The organism is Micromonospora sediminimaris (assembly GCF_016863575.1).
GTDB lineage: Bacteria > Actinomycetota > Actinomycetes > Mycobacteriales > Micromonosporaceae > Micromonospora > Micromonospora sediminimaris.
On record NZ_BOPD01000005.1, the window covers coordinates 42,437 to 62,919 of the forward strand.

At 71.4% G+C, this 20,483-nt stretch carries 18 protein-coding genes; 8 read left to right on the forward strand and 10 right to left on the reverse strand.

Annotation, left to right across the window (positions count from 1 at the left end; translation table 11 throughout):
• Positions 1-14: 14 nt before the first annotated feature.
• The 3 genes from Vse01_RS02840 to Vse01_RS02850 form a co-directional block, all read right to left on the reverse strand.
• Positions 15-698, reverse strand: coding sequence for a response regulator (locus Vse01_RS02840; protein ID WP_093402696.1), 684 nt, complete (start codon positions 696-698; stop codon positions 15-17).
• Positions 695-1,909 (reverse strand): sensor histidine kinase, encoded by a 1,215-nt coding sequence (locus tag Vse01_RS02845; RefSeq protein ID WP_307818513.1) that lies wholly within the window; start codon positions 1,907-1,909, stop codon positions 695-697. The genes Vse01_RS02840 and Vse01_RS02845 overlap by 4 nt, the downstream gene beginning before the upstream one ends.
• Before the next feature lie 81 nt (positions 1,910-1,990).
• Positions 1,991-2,695, reverse strand: a complete 705-nt coding sequence (locus Vse01_RS02850) for a DUF305 domain-containing protein (protein WP_093402694.1) — start codon at positions 2,693-2,695, stop codon at positions 1,991-1,993.
• Positions 2,696-2,835: 140 nt separating this feature from the next.
• Here Vse01_RS02850 and Vse01_RS02855 point away from each other — a divergent pair, with 140 nt between their 5' ends.
• From Vse01_RS02855 to Vse01_RS02865, 3 genes are all read left to right on the forward strand, one after another.
• Positions 2,836-4,293, forward strand: coding sequence for an LVIVD repeat-containing protein (locus tag Vse01_RS02855; protein WP_093402693.1), 1,458 nt, complete (start codon positions 2,836-2,838; stop codon positions 4,291-4,293).
• Between the two features lie 135 nt (positions 4,294-4,428).
• A complete protein-coding gene (locus Vse01_RS02860; protein ID WP_093402692.1) occupies positions 4,429-4,650 on the forward strand; it encodes a DUF2188 domain-containing protein in 222 nt (73 codons plus the stop codon).
• Positions 4,651-4,842: 192 nt separating this feature from the next.
• Positions 4,843-6,066, forward strand: a complete 1,224-nt coding sequence (locus Vse01_RS02865; protein WP_093402691.1) for an ArsB/NhaD family transporter — start codon at positions 4,843-4,845, stop codon at positions 6,064-6,066.
• 51 nt (positions 6,067-6,117) lie between these two features.
• Here the strand turns inward: Vse01_RS02865 and Vse01_RS02870 are convergent, their stop codons facing one another.
• From Vse01_RS02870 to Vse01_RS02880, 3 genes are all read right to left on the reverse strand, one after another.
• Entirely contained in the window at positions 6,118-6,939 is an 822-nt protein-coding gene (locus Vse01_RS02870) for a MerR family transcriptional regulator (RefSeq protein WP_093402690.1), read from the reverse strand.
• A 68-nt stretch (positions 6,940-7,007) separates the two neighbouring features.
• Complete coding sequence (locus tag Vse01_RS02875) at positions 7,008-8,618, reverse strand: asparagine synthetase B family protein (protein ID WP_093402689.1); 1,611 nt, start codon at positions 8,616-8,618, stop codon at positions 7,008-7,010.
• A 2-nt stretch (positions 8,619-8,620) separates the two neighbouring features.
• Complete coding sequence (locus tag Vse01_RS02880) at positions 8,621-9,577, reverse strand: DUF5715 family protein (protein WP_093402688.1); 957 nt, start codon at positions 9,575-9,577, stop codon at positions 8,621-8,623.
• 221 nt (positions 9,578-9,798) lie between these two features.
• Between Vse01_RS02880 and Vse01_RS02885 the strand changes: the two genes are divergently transcribed.
• Positions 9,799-10,653 (forward strand): alpha/beta fold hydrolase, encoded by an 855-nt coding sequence (locus tag Vse01_RS02885; RefSeq protein WP_093402687.1) that lies wholly within the window; start codon positions 9,799-9,801, stop codon positions 10,651-10,653.
• Between the two features lie 32 nt (positions 10,654-10,685).
• On the opposite strand, the gene Vse01_RS02890 is transcribed toward Vse01_RS02885, so the two are convergent.
• Positions 10,686-11,261: a TetR/AcrR family transcriptional regulator gene (locus Vse01_RS02890; RefSeq protein WP_093402686.1), complete on the reverse strand. Its 576-nt coding sequence runs from the start codon at positions 11,259-11,261 to the stop codon at positions 10,686-10,688.
• A gap of 181 nt (positions 11,262-11,442) precedes the next feature.
• On the opposite strand from Vse01_RS02890, the gene Vse01_RS02895 reads away from it, so the two are divergent.
• On the forward strand, positions 11,443-13,185 hold the full coding sequence (locus Vse01_RS02895; protein WP_093402685.1) for a DEAD/DEAH box helicase: 1,743 nt from the start codon (positions 11,443-11,445) through the stop codon (positions 13,183-13,185).
• A gap of 86 nt (positions 13,186-13,271) precedes the next feature.
• Here Vse01_RS02895 and lon read toward each other — a convergent pair whose 3' ends face one another.
• On the reverse strand, positions 13,272-15,608 hold the full coding sequence (gene lon, locus Vse01_RS02900; protein WP_093402684.1) for an endopeptidase La: 2,337 nt from the start codon (positions 15,606-15,608) through the stop codon (positions 13,272-13,274).
• A gap of 256 nt (positions 15,609-15,864) precedes the next feature.
• Between lon and Vse01_RS02905 the strand changes: the two genes are divergently transcribed.
• Positions 15,865-16,212 carry a histone-like nucleoid-structuring protein Lsr2 gene (locus Vse01_RS02905; RefSeq protein ID WP_093402683.1) on the forward strand — a complete coding sequence of 116 codons (348 nt, stop codon included), beginning with the start codon at positions 15,865-15,867 and terminating at the stop codon, positions 16,210-16,212.
• 143 nt (positions 16,213-16,355) lie between these two features.
• Here Vse01_RS02905 and Vse01_RS02910 read toward each other — a convergent pair whose 3' ends face one another.
• Positions 16,356-17,603, reverse strand: a complete 1,248-nt coding sequence (locus Vse01_RS02910; RefSeq protein ID WP_093402682.1) for a hypothetical protein — start codon at positions 17,601-17,603, stop codon at positions 16,356-16,358.
• A gap of 300 nt (positions 17,604-17,903) precedes the next feature.
• Positions 17,904-18,776, reverse strand: coding sequence for a PDDEXK family nuclease (locus Vse01_RS02915; RefSeq protein ID WP_232511135.1), 873 nt, complete (start codon positions 18,774-18,776; stop codon positions 17,904-17,906).
• A gap of 203 nt (positions 18,777-18,979) precedes the next feature.
• Between Vse01_RS02915 and Vse01_RS02920 the strand changes: the two genes are divergently transcribed.
• Positions 18,980-19,705 (forward strand): helical backbone metal receptor, encoded by a 726-nt coding sequence (locus tag Vse01_RS02920; protein WP_093402680.1) that lies wholly within the window; start codon positions 18,980-18,982, stop codon positions 19,703-19,705.
• A gap of 173 nt (positions 19,706-19,878) precedes the next feature.
• Positions 19,879-20,439 carry a DoxX family membrane protein gene (locus Vse01_RS02925; protein ID WP_093402823.1) on the forward strand — a complete coding sequence of 187 codons (561 nt, stop codon included), beginning with the start codon at positions 19,879-19,881 and terminating at the stop codon, positions 20,437-20,439.
• The last annotated feature ends 44 nt before the right edge of the window (positions 20,440-20,483 follow it).

The following is a 20,483-nucleotide window of genomic DNA, read 5'->3' on the forward strand; positions in this document are numbered from 1 at the left end:
CACTCCCGTACGCCTCAGGTCGTACGCGGGCCCTCAGCGCCCGGGGTGACCAGGCCGCTCTCGTACGCCAGCACCACGGCCTGCACCCGGTCGCGGAGCTGGAGCTTGGCCAGGATCCGGCCGACGTGGGTCTTCACCGTCGCCTCGGCGACGTGTACCCGGGCGGCGATCTCCGCGTTGGCCAGACCCTGCGCGACCAGCAGCAGGATCTCCCGTTCCCGGTCGGTGAGCTGGGCCAGCCGGGGGTTCTCGGTGGGCCCGCTGCCGAGCTGTCCGGCGAACCGGTCGAGCAGCCGGCGGGTGATCGACGGGGCGACCACCGAGTCGCCGCCGGCGACGACCCGGATCGCGGTCAGCAGTTCCTCCGGAGGGACGTTCTTGAGCAGGAAGCCGCTGGCTCCCGCGCGCAACGCGGCGAACGCGTCCGCTTCGGTGTCGAAGGTGGTCAGCACCAGCACTCTCGGTCCTCCGGCCGGCCGGTTGGCGCAGAGCCGCCGGGTGGCCTCCACCCCGTCCATCGTCGGCATCCGGATGTCCATCACCACCACGTCCGCCGGGACGCGGTCGAGTACCCGCAGCGCGTCCGCGCCGTCGATCGCCTCGCCCACCACCTCAAGATCGGGCTGGGAGTCCAGCACCATCCGGAAGCCGGCTCGCACGAGCGCCTGGTCATCCACGATCACCACCCGGATCGTCATGCCGCGAGCACCTCCGAGCCGGGGGACGACGGCAGCGGCAGCCACGCCCGTACCTGCCAGCCACCGGCAAGTCGGGCACCGGCGGTGAGGGTGCCGTCGTACACCGAGACCCGTTCGCGCATGCCGACCAGCCCGTGACCACCCGGCGGTGTCGGGGTGAGCGGTCCGTGACCGCGACCGTCGTCGACCACCGCGAGCGCGACACCGTCTGCGGTATGCGCCAGCGTGAGCTCCACGCTCGCTCCCACCCCGGCGTGCTTGAGCACGTTTGTCAACGCTTCCTGCGCCAACCGGTGCACGGTCAGTTCCAGCGCGGGCGGCAGCGGGACGGATCTGCCGGTGACCGTGTAGCGCACCCGCAACCCGGCCTCCCGGAACCGGTCCAGCAGGGCGGGCAGCTCGGCCACCGAGGGCCGCCGGTGGTCGGGCCCGGCCGGGTCGGGCACGGGTCGTACGGCCGGTGTGGGCACTGGTTCCGGAGGGTTCGCTTCGCGCAGTACGCCCACCAGCCGACGCATGTCCTCCAGTCCCTGCCGGCCGGTGTCCGCCACGATCTTGAGCGCGTCCCGGGAGGTGTCGGGATTCTGGTCGATCATGTACCGGGCCCCGTCCGCCTGAACGATCATGACTGCCATGCTGTGCGCCACGACGTCGTGCAGTTCGCGGGCGATGCGGGTGCGTTCCTCCGCCACCGCCGCCCGCGCCTCGGCCTCCCGCTCCCGTTCGAGGGTGGCCGCCCGCTCCTCCAGGCTGAGCACGTACTGCCGGCGGGTACGGACGTTCAGGGCCACCAGCCAGACCGCCCCGGTGAGCAGGGTGTAGTAGACGGCGGCGTAGTACCAGGCGGCCGGCAACGGATCCCGCACGGCGGCGAAGACCGCTCCGAGCACGGCCACCACTCCGGCGATGGCGCCGTCGCGTAGCCGCTCGGCGTACTTGACCACGCCGTAGAGGGCGATCAGGACCGCCACGTCGTAGAGCATCGGCGCCCACCCGAGGGCGACCTGGGCGAAGGCCAGCGCCGCCACCACGACGGTCACCGTCACCGGGCGGACGCGGCGGAACAGCAGCGCCAGCGCCATCGCGACACCTATGGAACTGGACCACCAGCCGCCCGGCTGCACCGGCCCGCCGGCCACGCTGACCAGGGCCACCAGGCCGGCAAGGGCAACGTCGAAGGCGACCGCGGGCAACCGCCGGCCGAAGATCATCGCATTCATCGTGCACCCAGCGTACGAGGCATCCCGGCGACGGACGCGAAAGGTGCTCCCGGCCTCCCGGAGCTGGATCGGTCAGGACGGCAGCAGGTCGCGCATCCGGGCGATCTCGACGGACTGCTCGCTGGCCACGGAGGTGGCGAACTGCTCCACGGTCAGGTCGACCCCCACCTTCAGCACGTCGGTCGCCATCACCACGGCGCCCTCGTGGTGATCGGTCATCATCCGCAGGAAGAGACGGTCGAAGTCGGTGCCCCGGGCGGCCGCGAGCCGGCGCATCGCCTCGGCCGACTGCATCCCGCGCATCGTGGCGTGGTCGTGCCCGTCGACACCGGCGGAGAGGCCCCGCGCGGTCAGCCAGGCCCGCAGCACGCCGATCTCCGGCCCCTGGCTGGCCCGGATCCGGTCGGCGAGGGCACGCACCTGCGGCTCGGCGGACCGGTCGGTGGCCAGCTCGGCCATCTCCAGCGCCTGCTCGTGGTGCGGGATCATCATCCGGACGAACCAGGTGTCCAGCCCGTTGTAGCGCGGCGGCGCGTCGTTGCGGACCTCGTCGGCGGGGCGTTCGACGGCTTCCTCACCCGGACGACCCGGCACGATGACCGGTGGCGCGGAGGCGTCCGCCGGGGCCGGCGCGGGGCTGGCGGTGGCGGGCGCGGTGGCGGTTGCCGGGGCCGGATCGTCCGATGCGGAGACACCGCGCAACGCGAAGGCTCCGGCGGCCAGCGCCACGGCAACCGATGTGACGGCGGCGAGTAGCCGTCCGCGTCGGGCGGTCATGCCACACCTCCTCCGGGTCGAGGTCGCTGCGATCGTAACCATTCACATTGGACATAGAATGTGAGCTGGATCACATCGATGAATCTCATCTACGAGTAGGGTACGGCCAACGTCACTACCCCTCTCGAAGGGCGTCGCCGATGGTCGGATCGACCCTGCCACGGGGGCGGCAACTGCGTATCGTCAGTGTGGCCGCCACCGGGCTCCTCCTCGCCAGCATCGCCGTTGCCTCGCCCGGCAACGCACAGACGGTCTCGTCGGCGGCCAGCGAGCCCGCCGCAGCCGTCCAGGCACCGCTCGGTGTCGACGAGATTGCCAGCAGCCCCAACCTCAAGCTGATCGCCAACCTGCCGAAGCAGGCGCCGTTCGACACCACCGCGGCGCTCGGCACCGACATCGCCTTCCAGGGCAGGTACGCCTTCGTCGGCAACTACGACGGCTTCGTCATCTACGACGTCGCCAAGCCGAGCAAGCCGAAGATCGTCTCCCAGGTGCTCTGCCCGGGCGCGCAGAACGACGTCTCCGTCTACGGCGACCTGCTCTTCCTGTCCACGGACTCGTCCCGCAACGACGACTCGTGCAGCAGCACCTCCCAGTCCGCCACGAACAAGGCATCGTGGGAGGGCATCAAGATCTTCGACATCAAGCACAAGGCCAGCCCGCGGTACGTCAAGGCGGTCGAGACGGCCTGCGGCTCGCACACCCACACGCTGGTACCGGCGAAGGACAAGAAGTCGGTCTACCTGTACGTCTCCTCGTACAGCCCGAACGCCGCCTTCCCGGACTGCCAGCCGCCGCACGACTCGATCAGCATCGTCAAGGTGCCGCTGAAGAAGCCGACCGACGCGGCCGTCATCGCCACGCCGAACCTCTTCCCCGACGGTGGCTACGAGGGTCGTACCGGCGGCTCGGCGACCACGGGCTGCCACGACATCACCGCGTACCCGACGAAGGACCTCGCCGCCGGCGCCTGCATGGGTGACGGGGTGCTGCTGGACATCAGCAAGCGGGAGGCGCCGCGGGTGCTGCACACCGTGCGGGACACCACCAACTTCGCGTTCTGGCACTCGGCCACCTTCAACAACCGTGGCACCAAGGTCGTCTTCACCGACGAGCTGGGCGGTGGCGGCGGCGCCACCTGCAACGAGACCGTGGGCCCGGAGCGTGGCGCCAACGCCATCTACGACATCACCGGTCGGGGTGACCAGCGGAAGCTGGAGTTCCGCAGCTACTACAAGATCCCCCGTACCAACGGCGACACCGAGAACTGCGTGGCCCACAACGGCTCGCTCATCCCCGTCCTCGGCAAGGACATCATGGTCCAGGCCTGGTACCAGGGCGGCGTCTCGGTGTGGGACTTCACCAACTCCCGCAAGCCGAAGGAGATCGGCTACTGGGAGCGCGGTCCGCTGTCGGACAGCCAGCTGATCGTGGGTGGCTCCTGGTCGGCCTACTACTACAACGGGCACATCTACTCCTCCGACATCCAGAAGGGGCTCGACGTGCTGGCGCTCAACGACTGGCGGACGTGGACGGCGAAGCTGGCCCACTTCCGCGAGCTGAACGTCCAGACCCAGCCCAGCTACCTGAGCTGGTAGGACCAGCGCACCGACCGGGCCCGGTCACCCCCGTACGGGGTGGCCGGGCCCGACCGCGTAACAGCCGCATCGACTGTCGCGTTTCCTCCCGCCTGTCCCGGGTACCACGTCCGTCACGCAGGGAAGGGGTGTGAGATGACGCGCAACGAGTACCACGTGGTGCCCGACGGCGCCGGCTGGAAGGTCGAGCAGGGCAGCACCGTCGTCGGGACGTACGACACGAAGCAGCGGGCGGTCGAGGCCGGGCGCGAGACGGCACACGGCAACGAACCCAGCCAGCTCGTGGTGCACACGGCCGACGGCAAGATCGAAACCGAGTACACCTACCAGGACGACCCGTACCCGCCCGCCGGCTGACCGGGCGGCACCAGCGGCGGCCTGCCGATACCATCCACCCGGGTGCTGTCGGCAGGCCGCCGTCGCGGGTCCGTCGTCACCACCGTCCCCCACCGCCGCCGCGGCTCCGCTGCCACCGCCGGCCGTGCCGGCCGTCACCTGCGACGACACCGAGACCGGCGGGGTACGCCGGGCGTGTCAGGATGGCCGATCGTGACCACTGCCGGGGCTGCCCCGCCCGCCCCGATCCGACCGCCCCACCGCCGACCCCACCCGCTCGACGCGATCGCCGTTCTGCTCGCCGTCGTCGGGGCCGGTTGCGTCGCGACCGGGCTGTTGCCCCGCCCCGAGGCCGCCGCCACCCTCGGCCGGATCCTGCCACTGCTGCTCTTCCTCGGCACCGTGGTGGTCCTCGCCGAACTGACCGCAGCCGCCGGTGTCTTCGACGTGCTCGCCACCCGGCTGGCCGTGGCCGCCGGCGGTAGCTGGCCCGCGTTGTTCGCACTCTGCGTCGGCTTCGCCGCGGCGACCACCGTCGTGCTCAACCTGGACACCACCGCCGTGCTGCTCACCCCGGTGCTGCTCACCCTGGCGGCCACCCTGCGCACCGCGGTGGCGCCGCTGGCGGTCACCACCGTCTGGCTGGCGAACACGGCCAGCCTGCTGCTGCCGGTGTCCAACCTGACCAACCTGCTCGCCGCGGACCGGATCGGCCTGGACCCGCTCACGTACGCGAGCCTGATGTGGCTGCCGCAACTGGCCGTGCTCGCGGTCACCACGGTGCTGCTCTGGTACTGCTGGTGGCGGCCGGCCCGGCCGCCCGGCAACCGGTTCCCGGCACCGGCGGCACACCGCCCGCCCGATGGGGTGCTGTACCGCACCGCGCTCGCCGGCTGCCTGCTCTTCGTCGGCGCGATCCTGGCCGGCGTACCGGTCGGCCTCGGCTCGACGGTCGCCGCCGGTCCGCTGGTGCTCGCCTTCGCCATCCGCTCGCCCCGCACGCTGCGGTACGCGCTGGTCCCCTGGCGGTTGCTGCTCTTCGTCACCGGGCTGTTCCTGGTGATCCAGACCATCGGTCGGCACGGGTTGAACGACCTGGTGGCCGGGCTGATCGGGCCGGACGGCGGGGTGCTCGGCGCGCTGCGCGCAGGTGGCACCGGAGCCCTGCTGGCCAATCTGGTGAACAACCTGCCGGCCTATCTGGCCGGCGAGGTGGTGCTGCCCGCCCAGGAACGGCAGCGACTGCTGGCGCTCCTGATCGGCACCAACGTGGGACCGCTGGCGCTGCCCTGGGCGTCTCTGGCGACGCTGCTGTGGCTGGAACGATGCCGGGCCGCCCGGGTCCGGGTGCCGGCGGCCCGGTTCCTGCTGACCAGCGCCGTGGTCGCGGTGCTCGGCACCCTCGCCGCGGTCGGTGCCCTGCTGCTCACCGGCTGACCCTGATCGGGGCCGGGCGGCGTGGCCGGTCACCCGGCCACGCCGCTCGGCTCAGGCTCGACGGACCGGTAGCTGCAACTCGGTGACCCCCTTGTCGGCCTCCTCCGGCCAGTACTCCACGTAGAGTTCGCGCGCGTAGCCGTCCGTCCGCCAGTCGTTCTCCTCGATCCAGCGGGCCAGCACCTGCAGGCTGCGGTCGGCCGTGTCCATCGGGCCGTGGTGGATCGTCGTCGCCGCCGTGATCGCCGGCAGTTCCACCACGGTGATGCCGCCGACCGCCTGCCGGCTGCCCTCGATCCCCACCCCGGCGTGCACCACGACGCCGTCGCCGTCGACGGCCTGGTCGTACCAGGCCACCGCCGGACCGGCCGGGTTGACCCCGGCGGCCTCCAGCCGGCGGAACAGCTCCGGGTAGAGCGGCGTCAGTACCGGACCGATGTCCGCGGGTTCGTAGCTGCGGGCGACGGCACTCAGCTCCGCGACCCGGATCGACGGCACCTGCTTGAGCACGACATCCTGGCTGGTCATCCGACCCTCCGTCTCAATCATGTGGAGCCTCGCCTCGACGCTGGACAGTCGGGCGGTGTCCGCCGCCACCTGCGCCGCCAACTGGGCCCGACGCAGCCGCAGCATGCCCCGCAGCTCGACCAGGTCGACCGCCTCGTCGAGGATCGCCCGCACCTGGGCCAGGGTCAGGCCCAGCTCCTTGAGGGCGATCACCCGGTTGAGCCGACCCAGCTGGGCGGCGGTGTAGTAGCGGTAGCCGCTGTGCGGATCGACGGCGGCCGGCGGTAGCAGCCCGATGCTGTCGTAGTGCCGCAGCATCCGGACCGACACCCGGCCCAGGCTGGCGAAGTCTCCGATGGTCAACATGGCTCCCCCAGGGTCGGCGCTGACACCGTGTCAGAGTCAATCCTGGGCCACCACCGGCCGACAACGACTCAGCCGGGCAGCGGGGCCTCGTCACCGCGGTTGCGACGTGGGGACACCAGCCGGCGCATGATCGGGGTGGCGTTCCACTTCGCCGCACCGACCAGGTCCCGGGCGTGTTCCAGCACTGTGTAGTCGGGCCTCGCCCGACCGGCGGCGAGCGCGGCGTCCAGGTCGTTGCCGCAGCGCATCAGCACGCTGTCGAAGTCACGGCGGACCGGCTCCAGCAGGTGGTAGCCGAATGATCGGTGCAGGCGGGCGAAGAGCGGCTTGTACAACCGGGCCCGCTCGTGCAGCCCGGAGGAGTACGACATGGGGTTCTTCGGCCGGCGTCGGATGTAGTCGGGCAGCACGTCGGCGAAGGCCCGGCGGACGATCCACTTCTCCTGGCCGGCACGCAGCTTCAAATCGATCGGCAAGCGCATCGCCAGCTCGACGAGCGCGAGGTCGAGGAAGGGCACCCGGGCCTCGACGCCGAAGGCCATGCTGGTCCGGTCGACCCGCTGGAGCTCGGTCCGGCACAGGTTGCGGATCTTGTGCAGGAAGAGTCGCCGGGACGCCTCCGGACCGACCTCGTGGTACATGGGGTAGCCGCCGAACAGCTCGTCCGAGCCGTCGCCGGTGAGGACCACCTTGACGCCCAACTCCCGCAACCGCCGGAAGATCGGCACGGAGACGACCGCGTTGATGATGTCGCCGTACTCGGTCAGCTCGGAGATCCGGATCGCCTCCCGCACGTCGGCGAGCCGGATGTCGCGCGGGCGCAGCTCCACCACCTCGTGCGCCACGCCGAGATCCTTCGCCAGCCGCCGGGCGTACGCCAGGTCCGGGCTCTCCGGCACGCCGACGGTGACGGCGACACAGTCCGGGTGCAGCTGGGCCGCGTGCAGCAGCGCCAGCGAGCTGTCCAACCCGCCGGAGAGCACCACGCCCACCGTCAGGTCGGTGTCCAGCCGCACCCGGAGGCTGTCGGTGAGGGCGGCACGGACGAGCAGGGCGGCCTCGTCCGGGTCCGCCACCACCGGCCGGCCCGCGCCGAGGGCGAGCAGGTCCACGTACGGTCGCAGCTGCGGGTGACCGTCGGCGTCGGCCCAACCGTGGTGCCCCGGCGGCACCTCGCCCACCGGCGCGCCCAGCCGGACCAGCGCCTTGACCTCACTGGCGAGGTGCAGGCACCCCGGTGTCCGCGCCCAGTACAGGGGCTTCACGCCGAGCGGATCCCGGACCAGGTACGCACGTCCGGTGGCCCGTTCCACCACGACGAAGGCGTACTCGCCCCGCAACCGGGTCACCACCTGCTCGCCCCAGTGTTCGAACGCCGCGAGCACCACCTCGGTGTCGCTGGCGCTGCGGAACCGGTGACCGAGGGCGGTCAGCTCCGACCGCAGTTCATGGTGGTTGAAGACCTCGCCGTTGTAGCAGAGCAGCCACCGCTCGTCGGCGGAGACCCAGGGCTGCACGGCGCGCTCACGATCCACCACCCGCAGCCGCCGGGTGCCGGCGAGCAGACCACTCTCGTGTCGGGTCTCGGTCACCTCGCCCCGTGGCGCGAGTGTGCCGAGCATCCGCCGGAAGATCGCCGGGTCCGCCTCCGGGCCGATGCTGAGCATGATCCCGCACACGGTCAGCTCCCCATCTCGGCTTCGTACGCACGGCGCAGCCGCAGCGTCGCCGACGGCGCGAGGCAGATGTGCCACGCCTGCCCCTCGTCCACCACGTTGATCTCGCCCACCCGTTGCCGGTTCAGCAGCAGCCCGGCCAGGGTGTCCCGGACCCCGAAGCGGCGGTACCACTCCATCTCCACGTCGACCGCCCAGCCCAGGCAGTGGCCGCTGGGCACCATGGCGGCGTACCCGAGGCGGCGCAACCGGTACTGGTGTTCGGCGCTGCGGACCAGGCTGGTCACCCAGAGCGGCGGCGTGCCCGCCGGGGTGGCCGCGGCGAACTCGCGACCGATGTCGTTGAGCAGGGCGATCACCTCACGGCGGGACCGGCGGAACAGCAACCCGGCGGTACGCGGCGTGGCGTCGGGCAGCACCCGGCGGCGCAGCGCGCGTACGCCCCGGCCGACGACCGTGCGGGGCTGCTCGGTGTACTGGAACCGCAGCAGCCCTCGCCGCCGCAACCACTCCAGGTCGACAAGTTCGGCGCTGTGGTCGACCTCCGTGTCGGTGAGGAACGTGGCGGCGTCGCGCCACCACATCACGTCGATGCGGGACAGCAGGTAGATGCGCACCAGTGCGGCCAGGTCAGCGGCGGAACTGCGCTCGTTCGGCTGGTACCGGGCCATCTCCAGCAGCAGGGTCTCGCGGGCTCCGATCAGCCCCTGGGAGGTGGCGTCGAGCACCTGCATGATGGCCGGTTCCCGCAGCCGCTGGTCGATCAGCACCTGACGAGCCTTCGCGCTGCTCACCCCGGCGAGCGCGCTCACCTCGACCAACAGTTCGGCCACGGCGTCGCGGTAGGCCGCGAGGTCGGGCGGGGCCGCGGTGACCGGGCGCACGATACCCGGTGGGCGTCGGCGGGCCGGGGTGACGGGGAGACCGGGTCGGTGTCCCGGGCTTCGGCTGGGCACTCGCATGATCGGTCCTCTCTGCCGCCGCGACGGTCGCCTTGTGACAGAAAGTAACCACACCAATCCGGATTTAGTGCGAGCAATACTCCTGTATCCCCCTAAGGCGTGGCAGACCACTCGCCCGGCGCGTGCCGCCCGGCGGCACACAGACCGGGCGGGGTCGTTGTACCATTCGGTACAACGACCCGTGCCGCGGAGGTGCGGTCGACGGACGGGAGGGACGGTCGATGCCGACCATCACCCTGACCACGGGGACGATCGACTACACCGACACCGGCGGTGACGGACCAGTCCTGGTGCTGCTGCACGGTGTGAACATGGACGCGAGCCTGTGGCGCCGGGTGGTCGCCGAACTCGGTCCGACCGTGCGCTGCGTCTGCCCCACCCTGCCGCTCGGCAGCCACCGGAGACCGATGGACCGGCCGGAACTGGTCACCCATCGGGGCGTCGCCGCCCTCGTCGGGGAACTGCTCGACGCACTGGACCTGCGTGAGGTGACCCTGGTCGCCAACGACTGGGGTGGCATCCAGTTCCTCGTGGCCGACGGCCCGACCGACCGGATCGCCGGTCTGGCGCTGGTCGCCTGCGAGGCGTTCGACAACTTCCCGCCCGGAAAGCCGGGCAAGGCGGTGGCGATGAGCGCGCGACTTCCGGGTGCGCTGTGGCTGTCGATGCAGCTTCAACGGTTCGGCTGGTTCCGGCGCGCTCCCGGCGCCTGGGGGTGGATGAGCAAGTACCCGATCCCCGACGAGGTGCTGGACGCCTGGTTCCGACCGGCGCAGCAGGACCGGGCGATCCGACGGGACCTACGCACCTTCGCGTTGTCCACCCCGCCGAAGGCGGAACTGCGGGCCCTGCCGAACCGGCTGGCGTCATTCGACCGCCCGGTCCTCGTGGCCTGGGCCCGCGAGGACAAGCTCATGCCCCCGTCGCACGGCCCCCGGCTGGCGGCGCTGTTTCCCCGCGGCCGACTGATCGAGATCGACGACAGTTACACCCTGGTGCCGGAGGACCAACCCCGCCGGCTCGCGGCGGAACTCGCTCGGTTCGTCACGACCGAGGTGCGCGGGCCGCACCCCTGAGCCGTTGCCGGACGTCACCCACGCCGCGCGCGTCACCCGGCCCGGCTGATCGGCCGGGTGGATTGCAGGAAGGCCGCCATGGTGGCGTCCGCCGTCGCCCGGTCGCCGGTGAGCGCCAACTCGAACAGGACGCCCCGGGTCATCGCCATCGCCATCCGCGCCTGGATCCGCGCCTGTGCGGTCGGATGGCCAACCTCCTCGAAGAACCAGCCGAGCCGGTCGGTCCAGAAGGTGATCCAGGTGCGCAACGCGCTGGCCCACGCGTGCCCCTGCATCGCCGCCGCCGACATCTCGAAGAACAGCGGCGCGAACGCCCGATCGTCGGCGAGCCGGAGCCAGAAACGCCAGGCGCCGTCGTACGGGTCGTCGGCCGCCTCGCGCAGCAGCGAGTCGAGCAGTTCCTGCTGGTCCCGCCAGACGGCCTCGACCATCGCGGTGAGCAGCCCTTCGCGGGAGCCGAAATGGTAGATCAGCATCCGGTGGCTGGTCCCGATCTCGGCCGCGAGCGTACGCAGGCTGGTGTCGCCGACACCGTTGGCGGCGAAGTACGCGATCACCCGTCGCAGGAGGGCCTCCTGCGGACCGCCGGCCGGCACGGTGACTGTCACGACCCGATGCTAGTGCGGTGTCCAGGACCGTTGGCGGTGTCGCGGCGAGGTCCGCTCTCCGCGATGACGGTCAGCGGTCGGGAGACGGCGGCGTCCAAGGCGGCACCGCCCTCGGCGACGCCGCGCACATGTTCGGGTGGTCGCCGCAGCGGTCCAGGGGAGGTGATGAAAGGCTTGACCCATGAGTTCCACGCCCGTACTGCCCGACCCGTCCGCCGAGCCGCCCGCCTTCACGGAACTCGGCCTACGACCCGAACTGCTCGCCGCACTAGCCGCGCTCGGGTACGAGGAGCCCACGCCGATCCAGCGGGAGGCGATCCCACCGCTGCTGAGCGGCCGGGATCTGCTCGGGCAGGCGGCGACGGGCACGGGCAAGACTGCGGCGTTCGCCCTGCCGCTGTTGCAGCGAATGCCCGACGACCGGGCCGGAGACGACCCGCACGCGCTGGTGCTGGTGCCGACCCGGGAACTCGCGGTGCAGGTCTCCGAGGCGTTTCACCGCTACGGCAAGGACCTCGGTGCGCGGGTGTTGCCGATCTACGGCGGGCAGCCGATCGGTCGGCAGTTGCGGGCGCTGGACGCCGGCATCGACGTCGTGGTGGCCACTCCCGGCCGCGCTCTGGACCACATCGCCCGGGGCACGCTGCGGCTGGGCAACCTCGCCACGGTGGTGCTGGACGAGGCCGACGAGATGCTCGACATGGGCTTCGCCGAGGACATCGAGGCGATCCTGGAACACACCCCCGAGCAGCGGCAGACGGTGCTGTTCTCGGCCACCATGCCGGCGCGTATCGACGGGATGGCCCGAGCGCACCTGAGCGATCCGGTGCGCATCCTGATCGCCCGCGAGCAGCCGGTGGCCGGTGAGGCGCCCCGGGTGCGGCAGAGCGCGTACCTGGTGGCGCGGGCGCACAAACCAGCGGCGCTGGGGCGGGTGCTGGACGTCGAGTCGCCCACCGCGGCGATCGTGTTCTGCCGCAGCCGGGAGGAGGTGGACCGGCTCACCGAGACGATGAACGGTCGCGGTTACCGGGCGGAGGCGCTGCACGGCGGCATGAGCCAGGAGCAGCGGGACCGGGTGATGGGGCGGCTGCGCGCCGGCACCGCCGATCTGCTGGTCGCCACCGACGTGGCGGCCCGTGGGCTCGACGTCGAGCAGCTCAGCCACGTGGTCAACTTCGACGTGCCGTCGGCACCTGAGTCGTACGTGCACCGCATCGGTCGGGTTGGCCGAGCCGGCCGGGAGGGGGTGGCCATCACCCTGGCCGAGCCCCGGGAGCACCGGATGCTCAAGACCATCGAGCGGGTCACCGGGCAGCGGATCACGATCGACAAGATCCCCACGGTCGCCGATCTACGGACCCGTCGGCTGGAGCTGACCCAGGCCGCGCTGCGGGAAAGCCTGCTGGAGGACGACCTGGACCCGTTCCGGGTTATCGTCGAGACGCTCAGCGACGAGTTCGACCTGATGGAGGTGGCGCTCGCCGCCGTGAAGCTGGCCCACGAGGCGACGCTGCCCGGTTCCGACGAGGCCGAGGAGGAGATCCCGCAGGTGGCGGTCCGCCCGCCTCGGGAGGGCCGGTCGGCGGGGTACGAGGGCCGGGGCGAACGCCGACCGGCGCGGCCCCGTACCGCCGGCACCACCCAGGTCTTCATCGGCGTGGGCCGGCGGGCCGGGGTGCGCCCGCAGGATCTGGTGGGCGCGATCACCGGGGAGACCGGGGTCCGGGGCAGGGACATCGGCTCGATCGAGATCGCTGATCGCTTCTCGCTGGTCGAGGTGCCCCTCGGCGTCGCCGACGAGGTCATCGCCGGGCTGCGCGGCAGCACCATCAAGGGCCGTAAGGCCACCGTCCGCCGGGACCGTGAGGGACGTCCCGGCGAGCGCCGATTCGACGACGGCGACCGCCGCGACCGCCGCTGATCTCGGTCACCCTCCCGCGCCCCGGCCGCCGTCGCCTGCTCCGCTGTGCCGCGCCCCCGGCCAGCTGACCGGGGGCGCGAGCGCGGTCAGGCGGCGGTGACGCGCTGCCCGCCCAACGACGCCGGATCGATCTCGGCCGGGCGCAGCGCCAACGCGAGTACGTCGGCGACGTCGGCCAGGGTGTGCACGGTCAGCGCCTCGCGAACCTCGGTCGGCAGGTCGTCCAGGTCCGGTTCGTTGCGGGCCGGGATGATCACCTCGGTCAGTCCGGCCCGGTGGGCGGCGAGGAGCTTCTGCTTCACGCCGCCGATGGGCAGCACCCGCCCGGAGAGGGTCACCTCGCCGGTCATCCCGAATTCGGGGCGTACCGGTCGGCCGCTGGCCAGCGACGCCAGGGCGGTGACCATCGTGATGCCGGCGCTGGGCCCGTCCTTGGGCACCGCGCCCGCCGGGACGTGCAGGTGGATCCGCCGCCCGGCGAGGGCGTTCGGGTCCAGGCCGAGGCGACGGCCGTTGGCGCGCAGGTAGGACAGGGCGATGTGCGCCGACTCCTTCATCACGTCGCCGAGCTGGCCGGTGAGGGTCAGCCCCGGCTCGCCGTCCATGCTTGTCGCCTCGATGAACAGCACGTCTCCCCCGGCCCCGGTGACCGCCAGTCCGGTGGCCACGCCAGGTGTCGCGGTGCGTTCCGCCGATTCCGGCGTGTGCTTCGGCCGGCCGAGGTAGCGGACCAGGTCGTCGGCGCCGACGCGGGCGGGCGTCGGGTCGTCGGCCAGGGTCACTGCCACCTTCCGCATGATCTTCGCCAGGGCCCGCTCCAGCTGCCGTACGCCGGCCTCGCGGGTGTACTCCCCGGCGATCCGTGCCAACGCCGCGGCGTCCACGTCGACCTCGTCGGTGGTCAGCCCGGCCCGCTCCCGCTGGCGCGGCAGCAGGTGGTCGCGGGCGATGGCCACCTTCTCGTCCTCGGTGTAGCCGTCCAGAGTGACAAGTTCCATCCGGTCCAGCAGCGGTCCGGGGATGGCTTCCACCACGTTGGCGGTGGCCAGGAACAGCACATCGGACAGGTCGAGGTCGACCTCCAGGTAGTGGTCCCGGAAGGTGTGGTTCTGCGCCGGGTCGAGCACCTCCAGCAGGGCCGCGGCCGGGTCGCCGGCGTACCCCACGGAGACCTTGTCCACCTCGTCGAGCAGCACCACGGGGTTCATCGAGCCCGCCTCGCGCAGCGCCCGGACGATCCGCCCGGGTAGCGCCCCCACGTAGGTACGACGGTGTCCCCGGATCTCGGCCTCGTCACGGATGCCGCCGAGGGAGACCCGGACGAACGTCCGGCCGAGTGCCCGGGCGACCGACTCGCCGAGGCTGGTCTTGCCGACACCGGGCGGGCCCGCGAGGGCCAGCACGGCACCGGAGCCACGGCCGCCGACCACCCCGAGGTCACGTTCGGCGCGCCGGTTGCGCACCGCCAGGTACTCCAGGATGCGGTCCTTGACGTCGGCCAGGCCGGCGTGGTCGGCGTCGAGCACGGCCCGTGCCGCGGCCAGGTCCGTGTTGTCCTGGGTACGCGTGCTCCATGGCATCTCCAGCACCGTGTCGAGCCAGGTACGGATCCAACCCGCCTCCGGGGAGGCGTCGCTGGCCCGCTCCAGTTTGCCGACCTCCCGCAGGGCCGCCTCGCGTACCTTCTCGGGCAGGTCGGCGGCCTCGACGCGGGCCCGGTAGTCGGCCGAGCCGTCCGGGGCGTCCTCGCCGAGTTCCTTACGGATCGCGGCGAGCTGCTGGCGCAGCAGGAACTCCCGCTGCGTCTTCTCCAGTTCTTCGCGTACCTCGGAGTTGATCTGCTCGGTGACCTCCTGCTCGGCCAGGTGGTCCTTCACCCAACCGACGAGCAGTTCCAGCCGCGCGGTGACGTCCGGTGCGGCCAGCAGTTCGGTCTTCTGCGCCAGGCTGAGCCAGGGCGCGTAGCCGGCCGAGTCGGCCAGCTCCCCGAGGTCGGTCATCCGCTCCACCGCGTCGATGACCTGCCACGCGCCGCGTTGCTGGAGCACGGAGGTGACCAGGGCGCGGTACTCGCGGGCCAGTTCCCGGGCTTTGCCGGCCGGGGCGGGTTCGTCGATCTCGGACGCCTCGACCCACAGCGCCGCGCCGGGACCGGGCACTCCGGAGCCGATGCGGGCGCGGGCGATGCCACGGATCACGGCGGCCGGTTCGCCGCTGGGCAGCCGACCGACCTTCTCGATTGTCGCGACCGCGCCGACGGAGCCGTACTCGCCGTCCAGGCGGGGCACGGCGAGCAGCTTGTGGTCGCCGGTGGCGCGGGCCGCGTCGACCGCGGCCTGGGTGGTCGGGTCGAGGGTCACCGGAATGACCATGCCGGGCAGTAGTACGGCGTCGGTCAGTGGAAGTACCGGAAGAGTTGCCATCGAACACCTGCTATCGCGTATGAGTTGAGCGTGTCTGGCTCAAGTCGCGACGGGCCTCGGTTGTTCCGCCGTGTGACCCAGCACACGGCAGGCGGCTCACAGTGAGTCGGCCGCGCCCACGCGGAGCAGATCCGAAATCGGGGATTTCGATGTCACGCAAAACGCGAACCGCCGCAGGGCGCGCTTTTGTTGCGTAATTGGCGGACGATCAGTCAAACTTTGAGCACACCCCGTCAGACACAGGGAGTAATCGACGATGGCCAAACAAGTAATCACGGTGCTGACTGACGACCTCGACGGCGGAAAGGCCGACCGTACGGTCGAGTTCAGCCTGGATGGCGTGGCGTACACCATCGACGTTTCCGACGAGAACGCGGGTGTCCTGCGGAAGGCGTTGGATCCGTTTATCAATGCCGGCCGGCGCCTTGGCCGTGGTGCTGCCGACACGGGCCGTAACCCACGTCGTGGCATCGGTTCGGGCACGCCCGGAATGAACCGCGAGCAGAACCGCGCCGTCCGCGAATGGGCGGTCCGGAACGGCTACAAGATTTCCGAACGGGGTCGCATCCCGGTCGAGGTGGTCGAGGCGTACAAGAACCGCTGAGCAGCGGGAATGTCGCTCTGGCGCGGTTAGGGCTCGGGTCACGGCAGGATTGCACCGGCTTTCCTACATGCAGCGGGGCCGCCCGGAATTTCTCCGGGCGGCCCCGCTGTTTGGTCTCAGCCGCACGACCTCAGTCGTCGGCGTCAGTTGACCTGGATGCGCACCGCGTCGAAGGCCGGGGTCTGGTTGGCCCGCTCCGACATCGGGATGCGGTGCGAACCGTCACCGGCCCAGACCGCGCACTGCGCGGTGCCGGAGTCCGGCAGGCCCGGGATCTGGATGGTCACCTGGTCCGGCTGGGCGCCCCCGCCACCGTCCTCGGTGGCCACGAAGAAGGCCGGCACCGGCTCCGGCGCAGGCGCCTCGTCCGTGTTGTTCAGCATCCGGCAGGCGGTGTGGAAGTGACCGCGGGTCAGGCCCTCACCGTTGAGCAGCGAGCTCTCCAGGTAGTAGCCGCCCTGGCCGGCCGGGAGGAACCGGTCCCGGACCAGGTTGCGGGTGCTGACCTGGATCGAGAAGCCCTCGTTACGGTTGATCTGCTGCGGGAAGTCGGTGATCAGCAGCGACGGGTTGTTGGCTGCGGCACCGACCTCGCCGAAGGCGGTGCTGATGCAGCGGTTGCCGTTCTGGAAACCGTCGTGCGCCTGAAGCTGGCTGTTGTCACAGTTGTTCGCCAGCACGTCGAGACCGTTGTTGTTGTTACCGCCGTCGTTGTCCCCGTCGTTACCGCCGTCGTTGCCGCCGTCGTTGCCGCCGTTGTTGTTGTCGACCGGCTGCACCTGGCAGGTGGCGAGGTTGCCGAGGCCGCGTGGCCGGGGGCCGAAGCGGTCGATGGCGATCGTGATCCGGCCGATGGTCGCTCGACGCTTGCTGGCCAGCGGATTGAGGATGGCGTTACGGATGAACCCCTCGCCGCGGTCACCCTCTGCGGCGAGTCGCTCGTCCGCCTCGGTGATCTGGGTCTGCAACGCGTTCAGGTTGCGGTCCACCTCGGCGCGGGCCCGGTCGGGCACCTGCGGGAGTCGGCTGACCACGTCCGGGCAGGCCACCGCGAAAGCGCCGTCGGTCGCGCCGTCGGTGCCGTCGCGAGTCTCCTGACACTCCTCGACGGTCTGCTGCCCGTCGCCCCAGTGGTTGACCACCCAGCGGCCGTTCTGCCAGGTGCGGGTCGTGGTGGCGCCCCGAGCGGCCGGCGCGGTGGCGCCGGGGCTGGGTGCGACGCATTCTGCCGCCACCGGTCGCTGCTGCTGGTTTGACCGTCGGTCACCGGCCGACGAGATCTGGGTCACGGCGACGACGCCGCCGAAGACAGCGAGCGTGGCGCCAACGGCCAGAAGTCGCTTGGTCCGCGCGTTACCGGTTGGTCGGCGCGACCGGGTTGACCTGCGCATCGAATTGCTCTCCTTCTCGATCCGGTTCCTGATTCGTGACTCGACGGACCGAACGGAATCTTGGTTGGCGCGTTCGACGGGGACCGCCTGAACGCACCGGTGGCACGTCGACGAACGACGATGCCCTTTCCGCACCGTCTGCCGCACCTGCCGGTGCGGGTTGGGGAGATCCTGTCCATTCGCGGTGAGGTACGGGCCTGCTCCGACGGCGGTTCAAAGGCCGCCAACTTTTTTTCGATGTTTCTTTCCGCGCCCGGCCGGTCACCGTCCGCCCTCGGTCGACGAACGCTCAGGATGCGGTCACCGCTGGCAGAGATGGTCGTAGGCGAAATCGCCGACGAGTTCGTCGCGTCGATCCCGCAGCTGCCGAATGTCGGCCAGCAGATCTGCGAGTGGCACCAGCGTCGGCGCGTCCGACTCGATCGTCCGCAGTCGCTCGCCGACCGCGAGGACGGCCAGGTCCTCGGCCAGCCGGGCGGGTTCGACGCCGCAGGAGAGGCGGTACGCCTGCACGGTCACCCGCTCCACCAGCACCTCGCCCGGACGCACCTCGGCCCAACTCCACCCCTCGGCCGGCCCGCGCGCCCAGCACACGTGCAACCCGCGCAGGATCGGATCGGTCAGCCGACGCGCCACGTACCCCTGCACCGCCTCGGCGCGGGCAAGCGCGCCGAGGTCGTTGACCGCACCCTCACGTCCGTCGGGGAGCCGGCCGACAATGTCCCGGAACCCGACGCCCGCCAGGTCAGATCCGGCGGCACCGGCGGCGAACCGACGCGCGTCGACGAGGTACGCGACGATCCGCGCCCCGTGCCCGGCGGTACGCAGGGTGGCCGAGACGACCCGTAGCAACGGCAGCCCGGTCGCGGCGGCGACAGCCTCCGTGGTCCGCTCGGCCCGCCGGGCTGTGGCATCGGTCGACGGCGACCGGAACTCGACGGCGAACTCGGGCCGTCCGGTCGCCGCCGTGCAGACCACATGGTCGAACAGCGTCCGGCTGGCCGTGTTCCACTGGCTCGCGGTCAGACCCGGCGGCCGACGCCGGACGATCTCGCCGAGCCGCAGCCCGGCATGTATCCGCTGCTCCGCCCGGACCTGCACGGGGGCGCGCCCGGCGTCCTCCGGCACCTGCGACAGCCCGCGATCGTGGTCACCGGTCATCGTCGTACCCATGAGTCCTCTTCAACCTCTCCTTGCCGGCCGACAGCGGCCGCGAGGCCGGACGACGGTGCGCGGGCAGCTCGACAAGGCTCTCCTCCCGTCGGCCGACCGAGTCTAGGATGACGATCATGCCGGCGGCTCCCCCGGCGGGCCGGCGGTGACCGGACGGCGCTCCACGCCGGACCGACCGGCAGCCGGGCCGAGGAGGTGGACGGGTGCGGGTGGTGTCCCTGGTGCCGTCGCTTACCGAGGCGGTGGCGGCGACCCTGCCCGATGTGCTGGTCGGTGCCACCGACTGGTGCACCCATCCGGCGGACCTGGACGTGCCACGGGTGGGCGGCACCAAGTATCCGGACCTGGACCGGGTCCGCGCGCTGCGTCCGGACCTGGTCCTGCTCAACGTCGAGGAGAACCGGCGGGAGGACGCCACCGCCCTGGCCGCGGCGGGGATACCGACCCGGGTGACCTATCCGCGCACAGTGGACGGTGCGCTGACCGAGCTGGCCGACCTGCTTCGGGAGCTGGGATCGGCAGCGGAACCGCACTGGCTGACGAAGGCCCGCCGAGCCTGGGCCGCGCTGCCGGGAACGCCGGTCCGCCGACGCGCGGTGGTGCCGGTCTGGCGGCGGCCCTGGGTGGTGCTCGGCGCCGAGACCTTCGCCGGGGATCTGCTGCGCCGGCTCGGCGTCGACAACCCGTACGCCGAGCAGCCGCAGCGGTATCCACGACCGGCCCTGCCGCAACTGCGGGACCAGGCACCGGAGCTCGTCGTGCTGCCGGACGAGCCGTACCGCTTCACCCGCGACGACGGGCCGGAGGCGTTTCCCGGCATTCCCTGCGCCCTGGTGTCCGGCCGGCACCTGACCTGGTACGGCCCGTCGTTGGCGGAGGCTCCCGCACTGCTCTCCGCCCAGCTCGCCGATCTCTACGTCGCCCGCTGACCGCCGCGACGCACGGTCGTCGAGGGCGGCACCGGTCACCGGTCCCGGCGAACAGGGGTCGAAGGTCCCGGCCGGCAACGGCCCGCTGGCCCTGATCGCCACCGCCTCCCCGGGCGTCAAATGGAAGTGCCACCGGGACACGCGGTGCGAAGCAGAGAAGGGACGTGGACATGATGACCGCGATGATCGAGCGGAACACCGCCGCCAAGACCCCGGTGGCCGAGACCAACCAGGAGCAGAACCTCCGCACCCGGGCCACCCGCTACCTGCTCGCCGGGCTCCGCCTGGCGCTCGGTTGGGTCTTCCTCTGGGCCTTCCTGGACAAGGTGTTCGGCCTGGGGTTCGCCACCGAGGCGAAGAACGCCTGGATCAACGGGGGCAGCCCGACCAAGGGCTTCCTCAGCTTCGGTGCCGCCGGCCCGTTCCAGGGCTTCTACAACAGCATCGCCGGCGCCGCCTGGGCCGACTGGCTCTTCATGATCGGCTTGGCCGCCATCGGTACCGCACTGCTGCTCGGTATCGGAGTGCGCGTCGCCGCCGCGGCCGGTGGTCTACTGCTGGTGCTGATGTGGACGGCCGTCCTGCCTCCGGAGAACAACCCCTTCATGGACGACCACCTCGTCTACGCCGGCGTGCTGGCCCTGCTCGCGGTGACAAACGCCGGTGACACCTGGGGCCTGGGCCGCACCTGGGCACGACTGCCGATCGTCAAGCGGTTCGGCTGGCTCCGCTGACCCTGATCACCTCCCCCCGCGGCGGGCGTCACCTACCGGTGACG